Here is a 21,387-nt window from a genome sequence, read left to right on the forward strand (position 1 = left end):
AATTTTAGGAATAAATTAAAAAAAAGGACAATATAATGAAAAAATTTGATGAATTAATGAACGTTTCTAACGAGATAAAAAATATTTCGGTTGATGAGGCTAAAGAAAAACTAAATGACCCAAATGTTCAATTTATAGACGTAAGAGATAAAAATAGTTTTGAGTCAGAGACTATTGGTAATGCTGTAAATTTAGAAAGAGGCTTATTAGAGTTTTATTTAGCTGATGGTAGTCCTTTAGAAAATGAAATGTTTAAGAAAAATCCTGACAAAGAATATATAGTTTTTTGCGGTCTTGGAGGTCAGAGCACACTTGCAACAAAAACTATGCAGGAAATGGGAATAAAAAATGTAAAAAATATGACTGGTGGAATGACAGCTTGGAAAGATAAAAAATAGATTGTGAAAGTTTATTTTAATAATTCATGTAAAATTTGCCGTGCTGAGATAAATTTGTATAAAAAACAAAATATTAAAGACATAGAATGGGTGGATATTACAAATAATAAATCAGCAGAAATAGAAACTCAAAGAAATGCTAAGAACCTTTTGCGTAGACTTCATATTAAAGATGGGGAGAAAGTAATTGGAGGGGCAGAAGCTTTTTTATTAGTATGGAAAAAAATTCCTAAATATAAGTTTCTTTATAGTTTCTTTAAAACTCCAATAATTTTTACTTTATTTTCATTTTTTTATGAGATTATTGCTTTCTTTTTATTTTTAAAAAATAAAAAACAACTTTTGAAATAAGTTTTTAATGTTGAGATGATGCACTGAATAAAATATATTTTAATTATGAAAGTTTTCATACTATTTGTATTTATATTTAGTTTTGTTTCTTCTGTTCAGTCATCTCAGAAAGTTATTTTAAATAATCTTTTTGACCAACTTCAAATTATTGATAATTCAAAAAGTGCTGCTCTATTGGAGCAAAAAATTTGGTCTGTCTGGAATGAACATCCTAGTGATTTTAAATTAACTGAAAAGTTAGAGTTTGGAACAGAGTTAATGCAATATGGTGATTATAATTATGCATTAAAAGTTTTTAGTAATATCTTGGAGAATGACCCTAAATGGTCTGAAGCCTGGAATAAAAGAGCAACTGTATATTTTTTAATGAGTCAGTTTAAAAATTCATTAAATGATATTGATAAAGTTTTAGATATAGAACCTAGACACTTTGGGGCTTTATCAGGACAAGCAAGAATTTTCATAAAACTTCAAGAATATGAAAAAGCAATTAAGAGTATTGAAAGTGCATTAAAATTCTATCCATCATTTAAAAGTCGTGAACTAATACCTGAAATTGAAAGATTGATTAAAGAAGATAGTATCTAATTTAATCTTTTTTAGCTCTTTTTCTTGAAATTAACTGAGTTAACGAGTCAACCATTAGATCTGATGCTTTAAATATTTCATTTGATTTGAATTCATGAGATAAATTTTTTTCAGGATCTGATTTATCTTCAATGACTATTCCTTCATCAGGAGAATTATTTTTTATATAAATTAATAGCAGCCACTCTTCATCAGGTGCTTCATCCCATTTGATAAAGATTTCACCAGTTTCAAATCTTTGATCAATGCATCTAAAAATAGACATGTGTCTAGTGATGTGCCGTTTATTTAGTTGAAAAACTAAACTACTGGCACTTCTGTAAAAGCTTTCAAGAGAAAGTTCAATTTTCTGCCTCGCAACTTTATGATCTTTCTCTTTTTGAAGTAAAGTATCTCTATCCTCATCACCTTGGATTTTTACTCCTAAAGCTTCTACTCTCTCTCTAATTTTTTGGTCTCTTATGACTCTATATTTATCTTTTAGTTTCTCTATCCTTGCTTGAAGACCAGCATAATCATCTCTTTTTTCTTTTAATGAAATCTTTTCAAGTTTTTCTAATTCTTTAATCTCTCTTATTCTAAATTTTTCTATCTGTTTTTCTAATTGTAATTGTTTTAAAAATTGTTTTTGTCTTTCAGCATGTTCAATTCTAAGTAATGCTTGCTCCTTACGTAAAAATAATTTTATGTCTCTTGCTCTTTCCTTTTCAAGTTTAATTTCTTCTTTTAATGCTTTTTCTTTAAGTTTAGTTTGTTCCTCTTCATCTTTTACTTTTTGTTTTTGGATTTGTAATTTTTCTTGTTCTTTTTTTTCAATTTCCTCAAGTTGTCTTCTTCTTTTTTCTTCAGCTTTTAAGGATTTATATTCAGATATTCTATTGGCGATACTATCAAAAAAAGCCTGAATGTATTTTTCTAAATTAAAATTAATTTTAAAATTAAATTCTGGTTTTAAAGAATTCTGAAGTGTAACTATTCTTGATATTAAGGTTACTTTTTTTCTAGTGTTAACTTTTTGTTTTTTCTTGTTTGTTTTTATATTTTTACTTATTTTTTTTTTTTGTAAATATTTTTTTTTACTTTTAAATTTTTTTTATGATTTTTATTTGTAATTTTTTTAACCTTCTTTTTTACTAAAGGTTTTTTTTTAGCTGAATTTTTTTTTATTTTTTTCATACTTTAAGAAAATTAGATTTATCAATTAATTACTGATAAATATAGTCTCTTGTTTCAAAATGTTGTTAAAAATTTGCTAGTTATATTTAAGCTGCCTTAAGTGATCCTAATGTAAAATTAAGCTTACCAAGATCTTCCTCAAGTTGTTTTTTATCTTTTTCGTTTAAAAGACTAACCGGTGGTATAACATTTTTGTAACAATCGTCTTGATCTGACATAAAAGAATGTAATCCTGATATTAAATTGTATTGGTCAAAAGTACCCCTAACCTTGCATAGTATATCATTTACAGTTTGTTGTTTTTTTTCGTTAAAATCATCGTAAACTTTTCTAGATAAATTAGCGGTTACATTGCAAGTTGCCGTAATAATACCATCACATCCAAGCTCAAGACCCTTTAGGAGTTTTAGTTCTGATCCCGGCATAACAGAGAAATTATCAATCTTTAAATTTTCATATAGGTTATAGGAGCTATCCTTGACACCAACTATTTGTTTTGGAAATTTCTTAACAAGCTCCTCAACACACTCAACGCTAAACTTGTAGCCACATAACTTTTCAAAATTATATAATATAATCTTACTGTCTGGCACAGCTTCAACTACTTTTGAGTAAAATTCTTTTACCTCACTATCACCATACTTATAATAAGCTGGTGGCATTATTAAAAAATCACCAAAGTTTAAAGAGTTAGCTACTTTCATTAAATTTATAGTTTCATTTAAAGAATTGAGCCCAGTTCCAATTAAGTATTTTTCTCTATATTTGCTCTTCGATAATTCATTTAAGAGACTAATTTTTTCACTTATAGATATAAGTTGTGCTTGCCCAGTGCTTCCAAAAATAGCAACACCATGACAACCTTGATCTATTATTCTTTCTGCATGATTTATAGTCTTTGTTATATTTAGACTTAAATCATCATTAAAAACTGACATTCCAGCCGCGTAAATACCTTTAATTTTACTCATATGCTAAACTTATATAAATAAAAATTTTAGTAAAGATGATAAAGTATTAAATGAAAATTTTAATAGTACAAAATAAAATGGGAATTGGAGATATGGTAATCTACTTACCTTTTATAGATGCTATTTCAAAAAAATTTAATACACCTGTAAGTATTCTAGTTAAACAAAGTTCAAAAACAGAACAATTCTTAAGAGATAATAAAAATATTGAAAAAATAATCATTCTTGAACAAGGTAACAATCTCAAGGATGCTAGACACCAAGGTTTTGGTGGATTTATAAACTTGGCAAAAGAACTTAGAGAGCATAACTTTGATAAAATTTTTATTTTTAATTCATCACTTAGATTTTATTTAGTTGCAAAATTTGCTGGCATTAAAAATATTTATCAATATCCATTACTTACAAAAAAAAACCAGCATATAATAGATGCTGCAAAAAAATTTATAAATAAAAACTTAAATTTAATTGTAAATGATGATCCAAAAATTATTATCAATGATCAATCTGTTCAGGATGCAAAATTAAAATTTAAAATCAATAATGATCAAAAAAATATTTTACTTGGCATAGGTGCCTCAGGACCAACTAAAAGAATTCCAGCTATAACATTTATAAAGCTAATTCGTTTAATCTCTAATGCTTATAAGTGTAGGTTTTTTTTAGCTACTGGTAAAAATAAAGAAGAGCAAGAAATTTTAAAAGAAATACTTAATACAGAATTTAAAGACAAATGTATTCCTTTGGATGACTTATGTATACGAGAAACTTTACCAATAATTAAAAATTGTGATATTTCTATTTGTAATGACTCTAGTTTTAGTCATCTTTCGTCAGGACTTGGTATTAAAACAATTGTTTTAATGGCAGACACACCATTAATATATGGGAATTATACCTCAAGAATGTATCCAATTATCCCTGATGGAGAAAATACAGTAACACATAATACATTAGGTAAAGAGAAAATTAATCCAGACAAAATTTTTGATCAATTAAAAAAAATTCTTAACTAAGAAATATCTTTTAATACAATCTCTTTAGCTTCATTTACAATCATCGATAACCTTGTGGTCTCAGGAGAAATATCTGGATGTATCTTTTTCTGAATTTTTATGTATGCATTTTTAACATCATCTTTACTAATATTTTTTTTTATATCTAAATTTAAAATTTTGTAGGCTTCCTCTATAGATATTTTAGAGGAATTTTTAACATTTTGATTTTGGTTAAATGAAAATCTCCCAGAGTTTCTAAGTGTTTGTATAAGTCTGAATAAGCCAATTAATTGAAATATTGAAAACCCTTTTAACTTAACTAAAGCTAAGCTCAGTAATGTTAGAGGAATGCTTAATAAAAATTTGCCAGCAACTACAAATAATACTGCTAAAATTATCAAACCTAAGAAAATTAATTTTCTTAAATGTTTTGATATTTTTTTTGATGAAGTGTTAGCTACTAATTTAAGTAAAAAGTAAGCAATTCCCAAAAAAACTAGTGTATAAATAATAATATTCATATATTTAATTTCTATTCATGAAAATACCACATCTTAAAAAAAAATCAGAAATAAAAACGTGTCATAATATTAGTTGGGAAGATGATTATAGTTGGATACATCAAGATGACATCCTGGAGGTTTTAAAAGATAGCAAAAAATTAAACCCTGAAGTTAGAAAATATCTTGAAGAAGAAAACTCTTATACTGATTTTCACTTATCAGATACCAAGGCCATTCAAAAAAAATTATTTGATGAAATCAAAGGAAGAATAAAATTGGATGATGAGTCTCTACCTTTTAAAGATTTTGATTATGAATATTGGTCAAAAACAACTACCAAAGGAAATTATTCCATAAAATTAAGAAAAAAAATTGGAACTAATAATATTGAAGAAATTTGGAATGGAGATGAAGAAAAAAAAAAACTAAAAGTAGAATACTTTGGTGTTGGTGATTTGGAGGTTAGTTTTAATGACAAATATTTGGGATATTCGTTAGATACAAAGGGTTCTGAATATTACACAATATATATTAGAGATATAAGTACAAAAAAATTAGTTACTGAAAAGATTGAGGAAACATCAGGTAGTATAACTTTCAGTTTAGATGATCAGTATGTTTTTTATTCAAAACTTGATGAAAATCATAGACCAAGAAAAATTTATAGACACAAATTAGGAACTAAAGTTAGTGAGGATCAATTAATTTTTGAAGAAAAGAGTGAAGCTTTTACGGTTGGAATTGGTTTAGGTGCAGATGATAAATATTTCTTTATCAACTCTTCAGACCATAATACATCTGAACAATATTACTTTGATGTTAATGAAAAAGATCCCAAACCTAAATTAATAAAAAAAAGACAAAAAGGAATTCTTTATTCCGTCAATTCTTGGGATGGTAAATTTTACAATCATACGAATGAAAATGCTGAAGATTTTAAAGTAGACATTAGTAATAGTTTAGAAAAACCAGACTGGAAAACCTTTATTGCTGCAAAAGATGAGGTTCTAATTGGAGGTTTAACATTCTTAAAAAATTGGATCATTAGATCTGAAACTTCAGATGCTTTAGATAAATTATTTGTAAAAAATATTACAACTGGAATAGAAGAAGAATTAATTTTTTCTGATGAAACTGTTTATATTCCTGGTGCCTCTTTGATGCAAAGAGATAAAAATACAGACGAGATATATATAAGTTATTCTTCACCCAAGACGCAGTCTAGAGTTTATTCTTATAACTTAAGCACAAAAGAAAAAAAATTAGTTAAAGAACAAGAGATCCCATCTGGTCATAATCCTGATGACTACATTGTAGAAAGAGTAGATTGTAAATCACACGATGGAAGACTGGTCCCTCTTACAATTACTAGACACAAAAATACTAAAATGGATGGAAGTGCTCAATTGCTGCTTTATGGTTATGGCTCTTACGGAAGCTCTATGAGCCCTAGTTTTTCTGCTACTAGATTAAGTTTGATTAATAGAGATATCATCTGGGTTACGGCCCATATTAGAGGGGGCATGGAAAGAGGCATGAAGTGGTGGAAAGAAGGAAAGCTGCTTAATAAAAAAAATACTTTTGAAGATTATATTGTTTCTGCAAAATACTTAATTGAAAATAAATATACTTCAAAAAATCAAATAATAGGTATGGGTGGCTCCGCAGGTGGTCTTCTTATGGGTGCTGTAGTTAATCAAGCCCCTGAATTATTTCTAGGAATTATAATGGCGGTACCATTTGTAGACTCTTTGACAACTAATCTAGATCACTCTTTACCTTTAACAGTTGGAGAATTCGATGAGTTTGGAAATGCAAAAGATAAAAAAGATCACTTTGATTATATTTATTCTTATGCTCCCTATAATAATATTAAGAAAATGGATTATCCTCATATGTTGATCACAACAAGTTTAAGCGACAACAGAGTATTGTTTGATGAACCAGCAAAATTTACCGCCAAACTAAGAGAATATAAAACTGATAATAATTTATTACTTTTAAAAACTGAAATGAACGCAGGTCATGGTGGTAAATCAGGTAGAGATGGGGCTATAGAGGAAATTGCACTAGATTATGCATTTGCATTAAAAATTTCTAAAAAAATTTAGTCGTCCTATCTTGAAATTTTTAGCATAATTCCTAAATATCATATGTAAGTCGCCTAATGGGGCTTACTAAATTAACCTTGCTAACAAAGGAGGAAACTATGACAAGTAGGGATCTATCTATATTTAACACTCTAAGACCTTTTTCAATTGGATTTGACGATATGTTTGATCAATTTGAAAATATGCTGGGAAATGGAGGGTTAACCATGCAGTCCAATTATCCACCGTACAACATTAGAAAAACTGGAAAAGACAACTACGCTATTGAAGTTGCTTTAGCTGGTTTTAATAAAAATGATGTAGAGGTGGAGTTTGAAGACAATTTATTAACTGTAAGAACAAAACAAGTTGATAAATCTGAGGACAAATCTGATGATGGTGAAATTATTCATAAAGGTATTTCACAAAGACAATTTGCAAGATCATTTACGATCGCTGAGGATGTGAAAGTTAATGGTGCTGAATTAAAAGATGGTCTTTTAACAATTGCCTGTGAAAGAATTGTACCTGAATATAAAAAGAAAAAACTTATTGAAATTAAATAAGTAAAAACCTTACTTGTGGGGTACATTCCCCACAAGTATTAAGTTTTTAAAAACAACCGTTTGAAACAAAACCAATCACCATAGAATTAGAATCTACTTCAAATCTTCTCTCGCAAAGTATTCCATATTTTTTGGTATTGTAAACAAACTCTAAATTACCTTTATCATTTTTAAAATCTTCATCTGGCTTACCTAATTCCATTTGCAAATTGCTTGAAGTTTTTCCAATGTATTCACTTAACTTAGTATTTTCTTTTTCAATAATTGCGTCTGTTTTATTTTTGATTGTTTGGCAGCCGGCAACAAGAGTTAAAAGAAATAAGCTTACTAAAATAAATTTTAATTTATGCATACTTCAATGATAACACTCAAAATATGGCATAAATATAAACTTATAAGTTGAAATATGTTGATAAACTTAGATTTTTAAGAGTATTTTCTTAATTAATCTAATATTAGTCCATCTTAATCTTAGGAGGATCAATGTTAGAAAAATATTTCGACTATAAAAAACACAAGACCGATTTTAAAACAGAAGTAATAGCTGGTGTAACAACATTTTTGACAATGGCTTACATTATGTTTTTAAATCCATTTATACTATCAGGTGAATTTGCTGGACCAGAAAAAGGGTTCTTTGAATTTGGAGCAGTATACACGGCAACAATTGTTGCAACAGCGCTTGCTTGTTTCATAATGGCATTTTATGGAAAAACATGGCCGATAGGTTTGGCACCAGGTATGGGAATTAATGCATTTGTTGCATTTGGTGTTTGTGCTGGAATGGGCTATACGCCTCAAGAAGCTCTAGGGGCTGTACTAGTTGCTGGGATTCTATTCTTAATCATTTCATTAACACCTATCAGAGCATGGTTAATTAATTCAATTCCAAAAAGTTTAAAATTAGGAATTGGCGCTGGTATAGGATTATTCTTAGCAATAATTGGACTTCAGATCATGGAAGTTGTTGTTGATAACCCAGTAACATTAGTTCAATTAGGTGACTTGAGTGATCCCCTTGTTCTATTGGGTTGTGCAGCATTTATTTTGATGGTTGTTCTTGAAAAAATGAAAATTAAGGGAAATATCATTATTGGTATTTTACTATTCAGTATTATTGCATGGGCTACTGGACTTGCTAAATTTAATGGAATTGCAAGCTCACCACCTCCAATGACTTATCTATTTGATTTTGATTTATCAGCAGCATTAACGGCTGGTATGACAACTGTAGTGTTTACTTTATTATTTGTTGATTTCTTTGATACTGCAGGAACATTAACTTCAGTAGCAAACGTTGCTGGAAAGGTTGATAAAAATGGCAAAGTTAAAGACATTGAAAAAGCGATGATGGCTGACAGTGTTGGAACTGTAGCGGGTGCAATGATGGGAACAACAACTGTAACAAGTTATGTTGAGTCTGGTGCTGGTGTAAAAGCTGGTGGGAAAACAGGAATGACCTCTTTAGTAATTGGTCTTCTATTTTTGGCTTGTATATTCTTCGCTCCTTTAGCAACAAGTTTACCTAAGCAAATTGATGGTGCAGCTTTAGTATTTGTTTCTGTTCTTTTTGTTAGAAACATAACTGATATTGAATGGGATGATATTGGTGAGGCAGCTCCTGCTATTCTTGCTATGATTGCTATGCCGTTAACATATAGTATTAGTAATGGTATTGCTTTAGCATTTGTATCATACGCATTAATCAGATTATTTACTGGTAAGTTTTCTTCAACTTCACCAGCGATATGGATTATTGCAATCTTAAGTGTTGTAAGTTTTGCGGTTGCTTAAAATATAATTTTTAGGGCTGGAATTATTCCAGCCCTATTTATTTTTCTTAATTATTTCTTCTATAGACATCTCTTCATAATGTTCCGTAGGCTGAACAATCCATGGATCTGAATCAAGTTTTACTGGACAAAAATCTGGCTCAAATGTGGATGATTTTTTTTTCCATAAGCAGGCTGTTTTAACTTCATTTATATAATTTTTAGTTGGTTCATAATTTTTTAACCACTCAATACTTTTGTTTAAAGTTAATCCTGTATCAGATAAATCATCTACTAATAAAACTTTATTAAAATCTTTATTCTCAGCTAAAGAACTAATTTCTCTTGCAAACATTAATTGACCCTGTTTATCTTCCATTCCTTTTCCTGAATAACTTTGGATAACTATATAAGCTATAGGTAATTTTAAAATTCTAGAGAGGATATCCAATATGGGGGCTGCCCCTCTCATAATACCAACTAGTACTGTTGGCTTATAATTATTGTAAATTTCTATTGCTAGTTTTTCTACAATTTTTGTATACTGATCAAAAGTGATAATTAATTTATCTGCCATAAAATTTTTTATCATATAAATATAGATAAAAAAGAATAAAAACTATGAAAATTTATGATTGCTTTATGTACTTTGACGAAGAAGTAGTTCTAGACGTAAGGCTTAACACTTTAAATGAATTTGTTGATTATTTTGTAATTGTTGAAAGTATTTACACTCATAAAGGTGACCCTAGAGAACTAAAATTTAATCATAAAAAATTTGAAAAATTTAAGGATAAAATAATTTATATAGTTGATGAAGAAACTTATCCACAAACAGATGAGATAAATACTGAAGATAGTGAAGACGAAAAATCTAGAAAAGCAATTTTTAATGCGGCTTATAGAGAAAATGGACAAAGAAATCTTATAACTAGAGGGCTTAAGAAAGCAAATGATGAGGATATAATAATGGTTTCTGATGTTGATGAAATACCCAAGCTTTCAGAATTAAATTTTAAAAATATAAATGAAAAAATAATTTTGTTTAAACAAGACATGTTTTACTACAAATTTAATTTGTGGTTACCTAATTTAATTTGGACAGGAACAAAAGCATGTAAGAAAAAAAATTTAGTTAACCCTCAATGGCTAAGAAATATAAAAGACAGAAAGTATTCCTTTTTTAGAATAGATACTTTTTTTTCAAAAACCAAATATACTAGTACAAAAGTTATAAATGATGGTGGTTGGCATTTTTCAAATATCAAAACACCAAAAGAAATAGAATTTAAATTACGATCTTATTTGCATCATAGAGAGTTTGATCTAAACCCTCTTTCAGTTACGCAGATAGATGAAATTATAAGGAATAAACAAGCCATCTACGATTTAAAGGTTGATAAAACTGTTAATAAAATTGGTAATGGAAGTATTCTTAAAAATTTTGATTTAAACAAGCTACCAGAATATATTGTGACAAATAAAAATAAATTTTTAGATTGGATAGACTAATGAAAGCCTACTGGATCGCTTTATACAAAAGAATAGATAGCCAAGAAAATTTAAAAAATTATGGGGCAAAAGTTACAGGAATAATAAAAAGTTATGGAGGAAAGCCTCTTGTGAGAGGTGGAAAATTTGAAACTTTAGAGGGTGAAACTTACCCAAGAACTGTAATTTGGGAATTTCCAAATCATGAACAAGCTATGAAATGTCACGATTCCAAAGAGTATCAAGATAGTTGGGCTATAGCTAAAGATACTACTGAGCGAAACCTACAAATAGTAGAGGGTTTTAGTACTGAATAGGTTCTGGATCTATACTTCTCCAAAGATACCAAGTTGCAACTGAACAGTATGGACTAAATCTTTTGTTTAATAATTTTACATAAGATTCAGGTGGTAGATATTTTTTTTTATAATTTTTTGAAATTCCTTTTAAAAGACCAATATCTTGTATAGGCCAAATGTTTGACCGATTATAAGTAAATAATAAAATCATTTCAGCTGACCATCTTCCAATTTGTCTTAACCGAGATAAATAAATAATAGCTTCTTCATCTGACATCTTAGGAATTAATCTAGGGTTAAATGATTTATCTAGTATTTGTTTAGCTAAACTTTTTATTCCCCTAACCTTTTGTCCACTTAATCCACAACTTTTAAGTTGAACAGAAGAAAGTTTAGAGACTGTTTTTGCATTAATCTTATTTTTACATTTCTTTTTAAATTTCAAAAAAACTGAGTTAGCTGCAGCAACACTGATTTGTTGTCCAATGATACTCTTACATAATGAAAAAAATATATCTTTTCTAGAAGTAAGCACAGCCTCTGAAGGAGATTTGTACCTGCTAATTAATAAAGACATTACTTTATCTTTATTGGATAAATATTTTTTTGCAGTATTCCAATATTTTGGTTTTTTATTCATGTCTAGTTGTTGATGGTATTTTTTGTTTATGATAAATTTCTCTTCTAAAAATTATAAGAGAGGCAAGAACTACAAGTGATGCACCAATTAGTGTTTTTAGAGTTGGTATCTCATTCCAAATAAAATAACCAAAAAATATAGCAAATACCAAAGCTAAGTATTTTAAAGGTGCCACCAAAGATACTTCAGAAAGTTTATATGATTGAGTTAAAAATAAATTTGCAGAACCTCCTGTTACTCCAATTAAAGCTAAAAGAATAAAGTCTTGAAAATTTGGCATTTTCCATCCCATTGGAATTGTGGCCAAGCCAGCGATTGAAATAGTAATTGTAAAAAAAATTGAGATAAGCCAAATAGGTTCTGTTGTGGATAACTTTCTAATCGTAATGGTTACAAAAGCCATTCCAATACAAAATATTAGAGGAAGGAAATAAAGATAATTCATGCCCTTAAAGCCAGGCTCAGCAATTATAATAACACCTATAAATCCAATTAAGACAGCTAGCCATCTAAAAATACCCACTTTTTCACTTAATAGAAAAATTGATAATACGGTGATAAATAATGGTGCCGCATATGAAAGGCTAACAACGACTGCCAAAGGAAGTTCTCTTAACGCAACAACTATTGCTATCAATGCCATTAAACCCATAAGGCATCTAAATAAATGTTCTTTTGATCTTTCAGTCGTATAAAAAGTTTTTAATTTACCTTTTGGAATTAAAAAATATGTGGGCAACAAACCAAAAAAGCCCCTAAAAAATAAAACTTCCCCAGTTGGGTAGTCGCTTGACCATTTTACCAGCAAATCCATAACGGAAAAGGTGCAAACAGATAAAAACATGTACAAAAAACCTAATTGATTTTTAGTTAGCATAGCAATAATTTGTAAATCAAATTAAAGTATAATCAATGGAAATAGCAGTATTAGGATTGGGATGTTTTTGGGGACCAGAAATTAAATTTAGTAAACTTGAGGGAGTTATTAAAACTGAAGTTGGCTATTGTGGAGGTGACAGCAAAACAGTCACTTACAAAGAGGTATGTACTGGTAATACAAATCATGCAGAAGTTGTTAAGTTAGATTTTGATCCTAAAATTATCTCTTATGAAAAAATTTTAGATTTCTTCTTTGAAATTCATGACCCAACAACCTTAAATTCACAAGGACCTGATTTTGGGATGCAATATAGAAGTGAAATATTTTACCTAAGTGACAAACAAAAAGAAATTGCTGAGAGTGTTATAAAAAGAGTAAATTTAAAATTATCAGGAAATGTTGTAACAAAATCTTCTTTATTAAAAAATTATTGTCCAGCAGAAGAATACCATCAGAGATATTTGGAAAAAAGATAATATGTCTTTAGTTGAAACAAATTGGTTAGAAGAAAATTTAGATAAAGTAAAAATTATTGATTGCTCATGGCACATGCCTCAGACAGAACGTAATGGTTTTGATGAATATAAAAAAAATCATATTAAAGATGCAATTTTTTTTGATTTAGATGAAAATTCTAAAAAAGATATCGATCTACCTCATATGTTAACAGATGCTAAGTCATGGGAAAATATTGTGTCAGGCATGGGAATTGAAAATGATGATCAAATAGTTATCTATGATAATTCAGATGTAATTAGTTCGTGTAGATGTTGGTATAATTTTATCTATTTTGGTCACAATCCAGAATTAGTCCATGTATTAGATGGTGGATTAAAAAAATGGATCAAGGAAGATAAAGCAACCACTAGTGATATAATTAAGATTATTCCCTCTAACTATATTGCAAATGAAAAAAGAGAGTTAGTAAAAGATATAAACCAAATTAACAAAAATATTTTAGAAAACAATTTTAATGTTATTGATGCAAGAAGTTTAGAAAGATTTGAGGGTAAAGTTCCTGAGCCAAGAAAAGGATTGCGAAGTGGCTCTATCAAAAAATCTTTTTGTCTGCCCTTCTCTGAACTTATAAATCAAGATCATACATTTATTAGTAAAGAAAAGATTCATGAAAAGTTTAAATCAACAGGATATGAGATGGGCAAAAACATTGTATTTACATGTGGTTCTGGTGTTACCGCTTCAGTTTTGGCTCTTGCTTATTCCTTAATAGATAATAAATATATGCCTACTATTTACGACGGATCATGGAGTGAATATGGAAAAAATTAAAATATGAAAAGATCTACAAAAATCGGAACTGCAATCCTTGCCTTCTTTTTAATTATTACAATAGTAATTGTTGGAAGAACAATGATAGGAAATCATTTTAAAAAAAAATTTAGCAAAAGACCTCCTCCAGGAATAATAGTAACTGAAGTTGTAGCAAAAAATTTCTCTCAAAAAGTTTCAACTTATGGAGCAGCAATTCCTTTTAGAACTAAATCATACAAAATTGAAAAATATGAAATAGTTAACCCAATAGAATTCAATAGAAAATTGAAAAAAGGTGATTTAATAACAAAATTAAAAACTAGAAATTTAATAGCATCTTTTGATGGAGTGGTGACTAAAAGGGATTTTTCAAATGATATTAAAGTTTCTGAAAGTTCACTTTTAATACAACTAGAAGATACCTCGACAATTTATGTAGATGTAGATATTCCTGAGCTTTACGCAAGTTTTATTAGAGAAAATTTAAATGTTGATGTTAAATTTTCAGGTAATAGTGAAAAAATTTATTCAGGTGTTGTTGACTCAACAGCTGGCAGGATTGATGTGGATACAAGATCATTAGCTATAAGAATAAAATTAGAAAATGATAATTTTGAAATTTTACCAGGTTCTCTTTTGGAGATTATTGTTAAATATAATGAGAGAAATTCCATGAGTATTCCAGATACAAGTTTAATCATGGAAGGTAACAAAACTTATGTTTATAAAGTTGCAGAAGATAATGTGACTAATAAAGCTGAAATTGTTATTGGAATAAGAGACTCTGGTTTTATTGAAGTAGTTTCAGGTTTAGCTAATGGAGATAATATTGTAGCTGAGGGTTTAAAAAAAGTTAGACCAAGAGGCAAAATTAAACCAATTAAAAAATAATGTTTATAACTGACGTAAGTATAAGAAGACCAGTTATTGCTTGGGTAATGTCTCTTATATTAATTGTTTTTGGAATATTTGTTTTTTCACAATTGCCAGTAAGAGAACTGCCTGAGGGCTTACAACCACCTGTAGTTCAAGTTAAAGTAGACTACAAATCTGCATCAGCTCCTATAATTGATCAGGAAGTAACACAAGTAATAGAAGATGTAATAGGTGGAGTAGAAGGAATAAAAAATATTAACTCAACATCAGAAAATGGGAGCAGTTCAATTAATATTGAATTTAATCCTGATATAGACCTAGATAATGCTGCTAATGATATAAGAGAAAGAGTTGCAAGAGTTGTCGATAGATTGCCAAGTGAAGCAGCAGCACCTCAAATACTTAAACAATCAGCAGGATTTTCAACCACTATGTGGCTGGCTGTATCTTCTGCAACCTGGAGTGATTTAGAGCTTGGAGATTATGTCGAGAGATATTTAGTAGATCAGTTCTCAAGTGTTAAGAACGTAGGAACTATTAGAACCGGTGGTTTAAGAGATCTAAGTGTAAGAGTTTGGATTGATCCTATTAAACTAGCTGCAAACAATTTAACTATTCAAGAAGTTGAGGGAGCTTTAAGAAAAGAAAATGTAAGTCTGCCAGCAGGAACATTAGAAGCTACCAACATAGATTTGATACTAAATTTAGATAAGTCATATAATGATATAGAAAAATTAAAGACATTACCTATTAAAAAAAACATAAATAGTGTCGTAAGACTTTCGGATATTGCCAATATTGAGTTTGGCCCAGTTTCAGAAAAAAATCTTTTTAAGGCCCAAAGTAAAGATGCCTTGAATTTAAAGACAGTTGGAATTGGTATTTACGCAAAAAGTGGCGCTTCAACTGTAGAGCTTTCTAAAGAAATAAATAAAAAAATAGATGAGGTTAAAAAAACATTACCAGATGATTTAAATATAGAAGTGGCTTTTAACAGGGCAACATATGTGGGCACTGCTATCGATGAAGTATACAAAACTTTAATCATTGCTTTTATTCTTGTGGTTATAATTATTTATTTATTCTTAGGTAATATAAAAGCTGTAATTGTACCAGCAGTTGCACTACCTGTAAGCTTAATAGCATCGTTTTTGGGTCTTTATTTGTTTGGTTTATCAATAAACATATTTGTCTTATTAAGTTTTATTTTAGCAATTGGAATAATTACTGACGACTCGGTCATAATGACAGATGCAATTTATAGAAGAATTGAAAATGGAGAGAGCCCATTAGTTGCAGCTTATAAAGGATCAAAACAAATCAGCTTTGCAATCATTGCAACAACTTTAATTCTAGTTGCAGTTTTTATTCCTTTAATTTTCATTGATGGAATTGCAGGAACATTATTTAGAGAAACAGCCATAGCATTATCTGTTTCTGTTGTGGTGTCTTCTTTTGTTGCTCTTACACTATCACCTATGTTAGCAAGTAAGTTTTTAAAGAAACAGCCAAAACAAAATTTTATAGTCACTAAATTTGATAAATTTTTTAAATCATTCTTAAAATTTTATGAAGAAACATTGGGGTATTGGCTTAATAAGAAAAAAATCATAATTTCATTTATAGTCTTCACTATTATTATTTCTGGTGTTTTGTTTAATATTACAAAAAAAGAATTATTACCCTTAGAAGATAGAGGGGTTTATCTTGTTCTAGGATTTACAGATGAAGGAAGCTCTTTTGAATATACTGAAAAAAGAGCAGAAGATGTTGAAAAAAGGTTAATTCCTCTTCTTCAAGCTGAGGATAGTCCATACAAAAGATTTATAATGAGAGTGCCAGGCTTTGGTAGCAATAAAAATTCTTTTAATAGCTTTATAATAATTGCATTATTAGATGAATGGGCTGAACGAGATAAAAGTTCACAAACAATAATGAGAGAAGCAATTGGAAAAATTGTGACTGTTCCTGAAACAGTAGCTTTTCCAATATCACCTCAATCTATTAGAGTTTCTAGTTACAATAAACCTGTTCAAATGGTTATATTGGGCAGTACTTATGAGGAGTTAGAGGAAATACAGTCTAAAGTTATCAATAAATTAAGACAAAATAAAAATTTATCTAGAATAGAATCTGACTATTCTAGAGATAAACCAGAAGTTAAATTAATAATTAATAAAAATAAGGCTAAAGATTTAAGTGTGTCTACAGACTCAATTGGCAAAACCTTAGAAACTCTTTATGGTGGAAAAACTGTAACAAAATTTAATAGACTTGGTAAAGAATACCCAATTATACTTCAACAATACTTGGCAGATAGACGATCGCAAGAAGGCCTTTCCAAAATATTTGTTAGATCTGAAAGCTCTGGTAAACTTATCTCTTTATCAAATTTAGTAGAGTTCAGTGAAATTGGATCTGCAAAAAAATTAGCAAGATATAACAGGCAGAGAGCTGTAACAATATCAGCAAATATATCAGAATCTTATACACTTACAGAAGCAATTGCATATTTAGAAGAAACAATGGAAGAAATTGGCTCCTCTAATCAAATTGCATGGAAAGGTAAATCAGAAGAAATAAAAGAAACTAGTAATGAACTATTTATTATTTTTGGATTAGCATTTCTAACTGCGTACCTAGTAATGGCTGCAACCTTTAATTCATTTATTCATCCATTTATTATTATGTTAACTGTTCCACTTGCTTTGTTTGGAGGCTTGGTCTTTATATTATTCTTGAACAGTTCTATTAATATCTTCTCACAAATAGCGCTTGTCATACTAATTGGAATATCAACTAAAAATAGTATTCTAATTGTTGATTATGCCAATCAGTTAAGAACAGCTGGAAAAAATATAGAAACATCTGTTAAGGAAGCTTGTCAATTAAGATTTAGACCCATAATGATGACGTCAATAAGCACAATGATAGCAATGATGCCGTTGGTTATAGGAAATATTGGGCCAGGCGCAGGTGAAGCTTCAAGATTAGCAGTCGGTGCAACTATTCTGGGAGGAATGATTATATCAACATTCTTTACATTATATGTAACGCCAACCATGTATTTGGTATTAGCAAAGAATACGAAACGAATTGACGCTGTTGATATTGAGCTAAAAAAACAACTTCGTTAAAATATAATATATTTATTTTTATTTAATCTTTTCTGGCAATCTTGTAATTGTGATTTATATTTATTAGATTGTTTTTCTACTTTTTTAGCTAAACCTATAACTTTCTGATTATTCTTATAATCTTTATAACCACCCCACCCTTCATGATACGCTAGATACTGTCTAAAGGCATCTTTCTTAGAAATTTTTAAAAGAGATTCAGTTTTGTCGGTATACCAACCAATAAAATCTACACTGTCTTTAAATCTTGTTCTTGTTGCTAATTTATTTCCAGTTTCATTTTTATACTGCTCCCAAGTTCCCTTTACTGCTTGTGAATATCCAAATGAGCTAGAGGGTCTCTTAAATGGTATAATCTTAAATAATTTTTGCCTTGGAGGTTTAGCTAGCCAATCAAAGTCTGATTCCATCTTAATTATAGCTAGCTGAATATAAATTGGGGTTCCCCATTTTTGTTCAGTTTTTTTGGCATGTTTATACCAAAGGTATCTTTCATTAAAAATTGAGCAACTATTTGAAGTGTTTTGAGGTATTGAGGAACAGCCAGCAATAAAAATAATTAATAGTATTGAAAAATGATTTCTAAGTTTTGACATTCCTAATTATAATCTTATAGATAAGTATTACTAATATTACACCCACAATATTTCCAAATAAATCACTCATCTCAAATCCACGATTTGGAATAATAATATGAAATAGTTCTAAAAAAATTGATAATAGAAATAAATAAACACTTAAAAAATTAATCTTTTTAGTATTATGAAAAGAAAGTACTCCTAAGCTTGTAAGTAAAATAAAAGCATAGAAATGGTTTGATGAAATTATATAATCTTTGGTAATTTGAGGTTGTGTATAACGATCATTATACAAAAACCATCCAAGAATACTGCCTGGGTATAAATAAAATATTATCAATATGATATTTGAAGAATAAAACCCAATTCTAAAAAAGTTTTTTAACTTATTCATAATAATCTTATTTATTTTATTTCTTTTATCAGTTATCAGAATATATCAAATGGCTCATTTAATTTTAGTAAGACATGGTCAAAGTGAATGGAATCTTGAGAAAAGATTTACAGGCTGGGTTGATGTTGACCTCACAGGGCAAGGTAAATTAGAGGCCTGCAAGGCTGGAGAGTATATTAAGGAAACTAAAATTGATATTGATTATTTTTATTCGTCATTTCAGTTAAGGGCTATCAACACACTAAAATTTATTCAGGACACATTAAGAGATAAAAGAGAAACAGTTAAAGCCTGGCAATTAAATGAAAGACATTATGGAGCTTTAACAGGGCTAAATAAAGATGATATGAAAGAAAAGCTTGGTGAAGATAAAATACATGCTTTTAGAAGATCTTGGGATATTAAACCAGATCCATTAAATAGAAACAATCCATATCACCCATTAAATATAGGAGTTTATAAAAGCATTCCAAAAGAAAATATTCCTGACACCGAGTCCCTTAAAGATACCTACGATAGAGTAATGAAATTTTATATTGATGAAATTCAAATGAAACTAAAAAATGATAAAAATATTTTAATTTCAGCTCACGGGAATTCTATAAGGGCGTTATGCAAATTTTTATTTAAATTAGACAATCAAAGGATAACATTACTCGAAATACCAACAGGCAATCCACTTTTGATAAATTTAGATTCGAAGCAAAATATTAAAGAATGTTCTTACCTAGATCAAGATAGAGCTAAGGACTTGTTAGTTTTTTAATAATTTTTTGTAGATATTGAGATCTGTTAAATGTCTAAAGTCTTCAAAACTCTCAAAACCATATAAATCGTCTTTATCAATTAATTTATTCCAAATATTTGAAATGGAAAAATTACCTACCTCATAAGAATCAAATAAACTCTTATTTAAGATTTGGCACCCTGTATAAATTAAGTGATTAAGTTCATCCTTTTTTATAATATTTTTTTTCAGATTGAAATCACCCTTCAAATTTTTGTCAAAACTCAAGTTTTCATTAGCTAATAAAAGTATATTTTTAACTTTATTTAAAAAATAAAATTTCTCCATATCTTTAATATATTTTTTATAATTCTCATTCCATACGGTGTCTGGATTAAATATCATAAAATCTGTTTCATCAGATAAATTTATTAAATTTAAAATTCCACCGCCCGTATCTAAAATATTTAAGCCATCATTTATTATTTTAATTTCTAAATTAAATTTCTTATTTTTAAGAAATTGTTCAATTTTTTCACTTAGGTAAAATGTGTTAATTAAAATTTTATCAATTCCCAATGAATGTATTAAATTAATACAATTTTCTAATAAAGTTATTTCGTTTATCTTTAGTAGAGGCTTCGGGGTTGTCAGTGTTATTGGGTTTAAGCGCTTACCATATCCAGCACATAAAATTAATGCAGTTTTAATCTTCATTTCTGATTTCTTATTTTTTTGGAAAAATTGAGCTCTAATAAGCTTTTGAGCTCAGAAAATTTTTTATTGTTGGAAATTCTTAATTCAATTAACCTCCAAGCGTAGGGAATTAATTTCAAATATTGCTTTTTCTTATCTCTCATGGCCAATCTTGTGAATATTCCAATGATCTTCATATTTCTTAGAATGGATAATATTTCAAATTCACTTAATAACGTAGCCTTGTTAACTCTTTTTTTATTCAATTTTAGATAATAACGATAAATTTTATCTTTAAATATTTTATCTGTTTTAAATCTAACATCATCAATTAGCGAAGCTAAATCATAAGCCCTGTTTCCAATTAAAGCATCCTGCGAGTCGATAACTCCTATTTTATTTTTGTACTTCATTAAATTCGATACATGAAAATCTCTATGAACTAAAACTTTTTCTTTTGATTGAAGGTTTGTTAATAAAAACCTAATTTGTTTTTTTATATCAATTTTAAACTTGGTTAGTTTATTTTTTTTTACAAATTTTTTTGCATACCATTCACAAAATAAATTTGCCTCATTGAATAATTTAACATTATCATAAATAGGAATTTTATAAGTTTTACCTTTAAAGTTTTTAGATCGATTTTGTTTAATTTTTTGAATCTCTGCAAGTAAATCAATAGATCTTTTATAGAGAGTTTCTTTTTGGTTTTTATTTTTTTTTAATAAACTAAAAACTGAGTCGTCTCCAAAATCTTCAATTTCTATATAATTTTTTTTATAATTTTCGTTATAAAGTTTAGGTGCTAAAACTTTATTTTTAATTAGAAGACTATTTATTGCATCATATATTAGCAAATTTTTCTCTTTTTCCTTAGAGGCAAAAACTATGATTGATTTTTTTTTTGATGATGACTTTCTATAAAAAAATCTAAATGATGCGTCGCCTTTAATTTTTTTTAATTTATCATTAGTTTGCAACATC

26 protein-coding genes are annotated in these 21,387 nt (G+C 28.6%); 14 read left to right on the forward strand and 12 right to left on the reverse strand.

Annotation, left to right across the window (positions count from 1 at the left end):
- The first annotated feature begins 35 nt into the window (after positions 1-35).
- From AC5SMR_RS05860 to AC5SMR_RS05870, 3 genes are read left to right on the forward strand one after another with little or no spacing between them, the layout of a single operon-like run.
- Positions 36-398 carry a rhodanese-like domain-containing protein gene (locus tag AC5SMR_RS05860; protein WP_271564001.1) on the forward strand — a complete coding sequence of 121 codons (363 nt, stop codon included), beginning with the start codon at positions 36-38 and terminating at the stop codon, positions 396-398.
- A gap of 3 nt (positions 399-401) precedes the next feature.
- A complete protein-coding gene (locus tag AC5SMR_RS05865; RefSeq protein ID WP_006997738.1) occupies positions 402-749 on the forward strand; it encodes a thiol-disulfide oxidoreductase DCC family protein in 348 nt (115 codons plus the stop codon).
- Positions 750-794: 45 nt separating this feature from the next.
- On the forward strand, positions 795-1,337 hold the full coding sequence (locus AC5SMR_RS05870) for a tetratricopeptide repeat protein (RefSeq protein ID WP_494576644.1): 543 nt from the start codon (positions 795-797) through the stop codon (positions 1,335-1,337).
- Position 1,338: 1 nt separating this feature from the next.
- Here the strand turns inward: AC5SMR_RS05870 and AC5SMR_RS05875 are convergent, their stop codons facing one another.
- The 3 genes from AC5SMR_RS05875 to AC5SMR_RS05885 form a co-directional block, all read right to left on the reverse strand.
- On the reverse strand, positions 1,339-1,602 hold the full coding sequence (locus AC5SMR_RS05875) for a hypothetical protein (protein WP_494573954.1): 264 nt from the start codon (positions 1,600-1,602) through the stop codon (positions 1,339-1,341).
- A gap of 782 nt (positions 1,603-2,384) precedes the next feature.
- Positions 2,385-2,513 (reverse strand): hypothetical protein, encoded by a 129-nt coding sequence (locus tag AC5SMR_RS05880; RefSeq protein ID WP_494576645.1) that lies wholly within the window; start codon positions 2,511-2,513, stop codon positions 2,385-2,387.
- Between the two features lie 86 nt (positions 2,514-2,599).
- Complete coding sequence (locus AC5SMR_RS05885) at positions 2,600-3,484, reverse strand: dihydrodipicolinate synthase family protein (RefSeq protein ID WP_494576646.1); 885 nt, start codon at positions 3,482-3,484, stop codon at positions 2,600-2,602.
- 50 nt (positions 3,485-3,534) lie between these two features.
- On the opposite strand from AC5SMR_RS05885, the gene AC5SMR_RS05890 reads away from it, so the two are divergent.
- Positions 3,535-4,500 (forward strand): glycosyltransferase family 9 protein, encoded by a 966-nt coding sequence (locus tag AC5SMR_RS05890; RefSeq protein WP_494576647.1) that lies wholly within the window; start codon positions 3,535-3,537, stop codon positions 4,498-4,500.
- On the opposite strand, the gene AC5SMR_RS05895 is transcribed toward AC5SMR_RS05890, so the two are convergent.
- Complete coding sequence (locus AC5SMR_RS05895; RefSeq protein ID WP_494576648.1) at positions 4,497-5,003, reverse strand: J domain-containing protein; 507 nt, start codon at positions 5,001-5,003, stop codon at positions 4,497-4,499. The genes AC5SMR_RS05890 and AC5SMR_RS05895 overlap by 4 nt on opposite strands.
- A 17-nt stretch (positions 5,004-5,020) precedes the next feature.
- Between AC5SMR_RS05895 and AC5SMR_RS05900 the strand changes: the two genes are divergently transcribed.
- Together AC5SMR_RS05900 and AC5SMR_RS05905 are read left to right on the forward strand one after the other, a co-directional pair.
- Positions 5,021-7,096 (forward strand): S9 family peptidase, encoded by a 2,076-nt coding sequence (locus tag AC5SMR_RS05900; protein ID WP_494576649.1) that lies wholly within the window; start codon positions 5,021-5,023, stop codon positions 7,094-7,096.
- 98 nt (positions 7,097-7,194) lie between these two features.
- A complete protein-coding gene (locus AC5SMR_RS05905) occupies positions 7,195-7,641 on the forward strand; it encodes an Hsp20 family protein (RefSeq protein ID WP_006997730.1) in 447 nt (148 codons plus the stop codon).
- A gap of 46 nt (positions 7,642-7,687) precedes the next feature.
- Here AC5SMR_RS05905 and AC5SMR_RS05910 read toward each other — a convergent pair whose 3' ends face one another.
- On the reverse strand, positions 7,688-7,993 hold the full coding sequence (locus tag AC5SMR_RS05910; protein WP_494576650.1) for a hypothetical protein: 306 nt from the start codon (positions 7,991-7,993) through the stop codon (positions 7,688-7,690).
- 131 nt (positions 7,994-8,124) lie between these two features.
- Here AC5SMR_RS05910 and AC5SMR_RS05915 point away from each other — a divergent pair, with 131 nt between their 5' ends.
- Entirely contained in the window at positions 8,125-9,435 is a 1,311-nt protein-coding gene (locus AC5SMR_RS05915) for an NCS2 family permease (protein ID WP_494576651.1), read from the forward strand.
- Between the two features lie 33 nt (positions 9,436-9,468).
- Here the strand turns inward: AC5SMR_RS05915 and AC5SMR_RS05920 are convergent, their stop codons facing one another.
- Entirely contained in the window at positions 9,469-10,005 is a 537-nt protein-coding gene (locus AC5SMR_RS05920) for a phosphoribosyltransferase (RefSeq protein ID WP_494576652.1), read from the reverse strand.
- A 29-nt stretch (positions 10,006-10,034) separates the two neighbouring features.
- Between AC5SMR_RS05920 and AC5SMR_RS05925 the strand changes: the two genes are divergently transcribed.
- Positions 10,035-10,925: a glycosyltransferase family 17 protein gene (locus tag AC5SMR_RS05925; RefSeq protein WP_494576653.1), complete on the forward strand. Its 891-nt coding sequence runs from the start codon at positions 10,035-10,037 to the stop codon at positions 10,923-10,925.
- Entirely contained in the window at positions 10,925-11,221 is a 297-nt protein-coding gene (locus AC5SMR_RS05930) for a DUF1330 domain-containing protein (RefSeq protein ID WP_494576654.1), read from the forward strand. The genes AC5SMR_RS05925 and AC5SMR_RS05930 overlap by 1 nt, the downstream gene beginning before the upstream one ends.
- On the opposite strand, the gene AC5SMR_RS05935 is transcribed toward AC5SMR_RS05930, so the two are convergent.
- Together AC5SMR_RS05935 and AC5SMR_RS05940 are read right to left on the reverse strand one after the other, a co-directional pair.
- Positions 11,208-11,843, reverse strand: coding sequence for a DNA-3-methyladenine glycosylase family protein (locus AC5SMR_RS05935; RefSeq protein ID WP_494576655.1), 636 nt, complete (start codon positions 11,841-11,843; stop codon positions 11,208-11,210). The two genes, AC5SMR_RS05930 and AC5SMR_RS05935, sit on opposite strands and share 14 nt — an antisense overlap.
- Positions 11,836-12,720, reverse strand: a complete 885-nt coding sequence (locus AC5SMR_RS05940) for a DMT family transporter (protein WP_494576656.1) — start codon at positions 12,718-12,720, stop codon at positions 11,836-11,838. Before AC5SMR_RS05940 ends, AC5SMR_RS05935 begins: the two co-directional genes overlap by 8 nt.
- Positions 12,721-12,755: 35 nt before the next feature.
- On the opposite strand from AC5SMR_RS05940, the gene msrA reads away from it, so the two are divergent.
- The 4 genes from msrA to AC5SMR_RS05960 are packed head-to-tail and all read left to right on the forward strand — an operon-like array spanning position 12,756 to position 18,008.
- Complete coding sequence (gene msrA / locus AC5SMR_RS05945; RefSeq protein WP_494576657.1) at positions 12,756-13,199, forward strand: peptide-methionine (S)-S-oxide reductase MsrA; 444 nt, start codon at positions 12,756-12,758, stop codon at positions 13,197-13,199.
- A 1-nt stretch (position 13,200) separates the two neighbouring features.
- A complete protein-coding gene (locus AC5SMR_RS05950) occupies positions 13,201-14,013 on the forward strand; it encodes a rhodanese-like domain-containing protein (RefSeq protein WP_494576658.1) in 813 nt (270 codons plus the stop codon).
- A 3-nt stretch (positions 14,014-14,016) separates the two neighbouring features.
- Positions 14,017-14,886, forward strand: coding sequence for an efflux RND transporter periplasmic adaptor subunit (locus AC5SMR_RS05955; protein ID WP_494576659.1), 870 nt, complete (start codon positions 14,017-14,019; stop codon positions 14,884-14,886).
- Entirely contained in the window at positions 14,886-18,008 is a 3,123-nt protein-coding gene (locus tag AC5SMR_RS05960) for an efflux RND transporter permease subunit (protein WP_494576660.1), read from the forward strand. The genes AC5SMR_RS05955 and AC5SMR_RS05960 overlap by 1 nt, the downstream gene beginning before the upstream one ends.
- Here AC5SMR_RS05960 and AC5SMR_RS05965 read toward each other — a convergent pair.
- A complete protein-coding gene (locus AC5SMR_RS05965) occupies positions 18,005-18,604 on the reverse strand; it encodes a transglycosylase SLT domain-containing protein (protein WP_494576661.1) in 600 nt (199 codons plus the stop codon). The two genes, AC5SMR_RS05960 and AC5SMR_RS05965, sit on opposite strands and share 4 nt — an antisense overlap.
- Positions 18,591-18,980: a VanZ family protein gene (locus AC5SMR_RS05970; protein WP_494576662.1), complete on the reverse strand. Its 390-nt coding sequence runs from the start codon at positions 18,978-18,980 to the stop codon at positions 18,591-18,593. Before AC5SMR_RS05970 ends, AC5SMR_RS05965 begins: the two co-directional genes overlap by 14 nt.
- Positions 18,981-19,029: 49 nt before the next feature.
- Here AC5SMR_RS05970 and AC5SMR_RS05975 point away from each other — a divergent pair, with 49 nt between their 5' ends.
- Positions 19,030-19,746: a 2,3-bisphosphoglycerate-dependent phosphoglycerate mutase gene (locus tag AC5SMR_RS05975; RefSeq protein WP_494576663.1), complete on the forward strand. Its 717-nt coding sequence runs from the start codon at positions 19,030-19,032 to the stop codon at positions 19,744-19,746.
- Here the strand turns inward: AC5SMR_RS05975 and AC5SMR_RS05980 are convergent.
- Together AC5SMR_RS05980 and AC5SMR_RS05985 are read right to left on the reverse strand one after the other, a co-directional pair.
- Positions 19,735-20,424: a sugar phosphate nucleotidyltransferase gene (locus AC5SMR_RS05980; protein WP_494576664.1), complete on the reverse strand. Its 690-nt coding sequence runs from the start codon at positions 20,422-20,424 to the stop codon at positions 19,735-19,737. The genes AC5SMR_RS05975 and AC5SMR_RS05980 overlap by 12 nt on opposite strands.
- Positions 20,421-21,386 (reverse strand): aminoglycoside phosphotransferase family protein, encoded by a 966-nt coding sequence (locus tag AC5SMR_RS05985; protein WP_494576665.1) that lies wholly within the window; start codon positions 21,384-21,386, stop codon positions 20,421-20,423. The genes AC5SMR_RS05980 and AC5SMR_RS05985 overlap by 4 nt, the downstream gene beginning before the upstream one ends.
- Position 21,387 lies beyond the last annotated feature (1 nt).

The organism is Candidatus Pelagibacter sp. PS_28, assembly GCF_059417885.1.

Coding starts and splice junctions, on each gene's coding strand:
- AC5SMR_RS05860 (WP_271564001.1), top strand. CDS start 36: ATGAAAAAATTTGATGAATTAATGAACGTTTCTAACGAGATAAAAAAT.
- AC5SMR_RS05870 (WP_494576644.1), top strand. CDS start 795: ATGAAAGTTTTCATACTATTTGTATTTATATTTAGTTTTGTTTCTTCT.
- AC5SMR_RS05875 (WP_494573954.1), bottom strand. CDS start 1,602: ATGTCTATTTTTAGATGCATTGATCAAAGATTTGAAACTGGTGAAATC.
- AC5SMR_RS05880 (WP_494576645.1), bottom strand. CDS start 2,513: ATGAAAAAAATAAAAAAAAATTCAGCTAAAAAAAAACCTTTAGTAAAA.
- AC5SMR_RS05885 (WP_494576646.1), bottom strand. CDS start 3,484: ATGAGTAAAATTAAAGGTATTTACGCGGCTGGAATGTCAGTTTTTAAT.
- AC5SMR_RS05890 (WP_494576647.1), top strand. CDS start 3,535: ATGAAAATTTTAATAGTACAAAATAAAATGGGAATTGGAGATATGGTA.
- AC5SMR_RS05895 (WP_494576648.1), bottom strand. CDS start 5,003: ATGAATATTATTATTTATACACTAGTTTTTTTGGGAATTGCTTACTTT.
- AC5SMR_RS05900 (WP_494576649.1), top strand. CDS start 5,021: ATGAAAATACCACATCTTAAAAAAAAATCAGAAATAAAAACGTGTCAT.
- AC5SMR_RS05905 (WP_006997730.1), top strand. CDS start 7,195: ATGACAAGTAGGGATCTATCTATATTTAACACTCTAAGACCTTTTTCA.
- AC5SMR_RS05910 (WP_494576650.1), bottom strand. CDS start 7,993: ATGCATAAATTAAAATTTATTTTAGTAAGCTTATTTCTTTTAACTCTT.
- AC5SMR_RS05915 (WP_494576651.1), top strand. CDS start 8,125: ATGTTAGAAAAATATTTCGACTATAAAAAACACAAGACCGATTTTAAA.
- AC5SMR_RS05920 (WP_494576652.1), bottom strand. CDS start 10,005: ATGATAAAAAATTTTATGGCAGATAAATTAATTATCACTTTTGATCAG.
- AC5SMR_RS05925 (WP_494576653.1), top strand. CDS start 10,035: ATGAAAATTTATGATTGCTTTATGTACTTTGACGAAGAAGTAGTTCTA.
- AC5SMR_RS05930 (WP_494576654.1), top strand. CDS start 10,925: ATGAAAGCCTACTGGATCGCTTTATACAAAAGAATAGATAGCCAAGAA.
- AC5SMR_RS05935 (WP_494576655.1), bottom strand. CDS start 11,843: ATGAATAAAAAACCAAAATATTGGAATACTGCAAAAAAATATTTATCC.
- AC5SMR_RS05940 (WP_494576656.1), bottom strand. CDS start 12,720: ATGCTAACTAAAAATCAATTAGGTTTTTTGTACATGTTTTTATCTGTT.
- msrA (WP_494576657.1), top strand. CDS start 12,756: ATGGAAATAGCAGTATTAGGATTGGGATGTTTTTGGGGACCAGAAATT.
- AC5SMR_RS05950 (WP_494576658.1), top strand. CDS start 13,201: ATGTCTTTAGTTGAAACAAATTGGTTAGAAGAAAATTTAGATAAAGTA.
- AC5SMR_RS05955 (WP_494576659.1), top strand. CDS start 14,017: ATGAAAAGATCTACAAAAATCGGAACTGCAATCCTTGCCTTCTTTTTA.
- AC5SMR_RS05960 (WP_494576660.1), top strand. CDS start 14,886: ATGTTTATAACTGACGTAAGTATAAGAAGACCAGTTATTGCTTGGGTA.
- AC5SMR_RS05965 (WP_494576661.1), bottom strand. CDS start 18,604: ATGTCAAAACTTAGAAATCATTTTTCAATACTATTAATTATTTTTATT.
- AC5SMR_RS05970 (WP_494576662.1), bottom strand. CDS start 18,980: ATGAATAAGTTAAAAAACTTTTTTAGAATTGGGTTTTATTCTTCAAAT.
- AC5SMR_RS05975 (WP_494576663.1), top strand. CDS start 19,030: ATGGCTCATTTAATTTTAGTAAGACATGGTCAAAGTGAATGGAATCTT.
- AC5SMR_RS05980 (WP_494576664.1), bottom strand. CDS start 20,424: ATGAAGATTAAAACTGCATTAATTTTATGTGCTGGATATGGTAAGCGC.
- AC5SMR_RS05985 (WP_494576665.1), bottom strand. CDS start 21,386: ATGTTGCAAACTAATGATAAATTAAAAAAAATTAAAGGCGACGCATCA.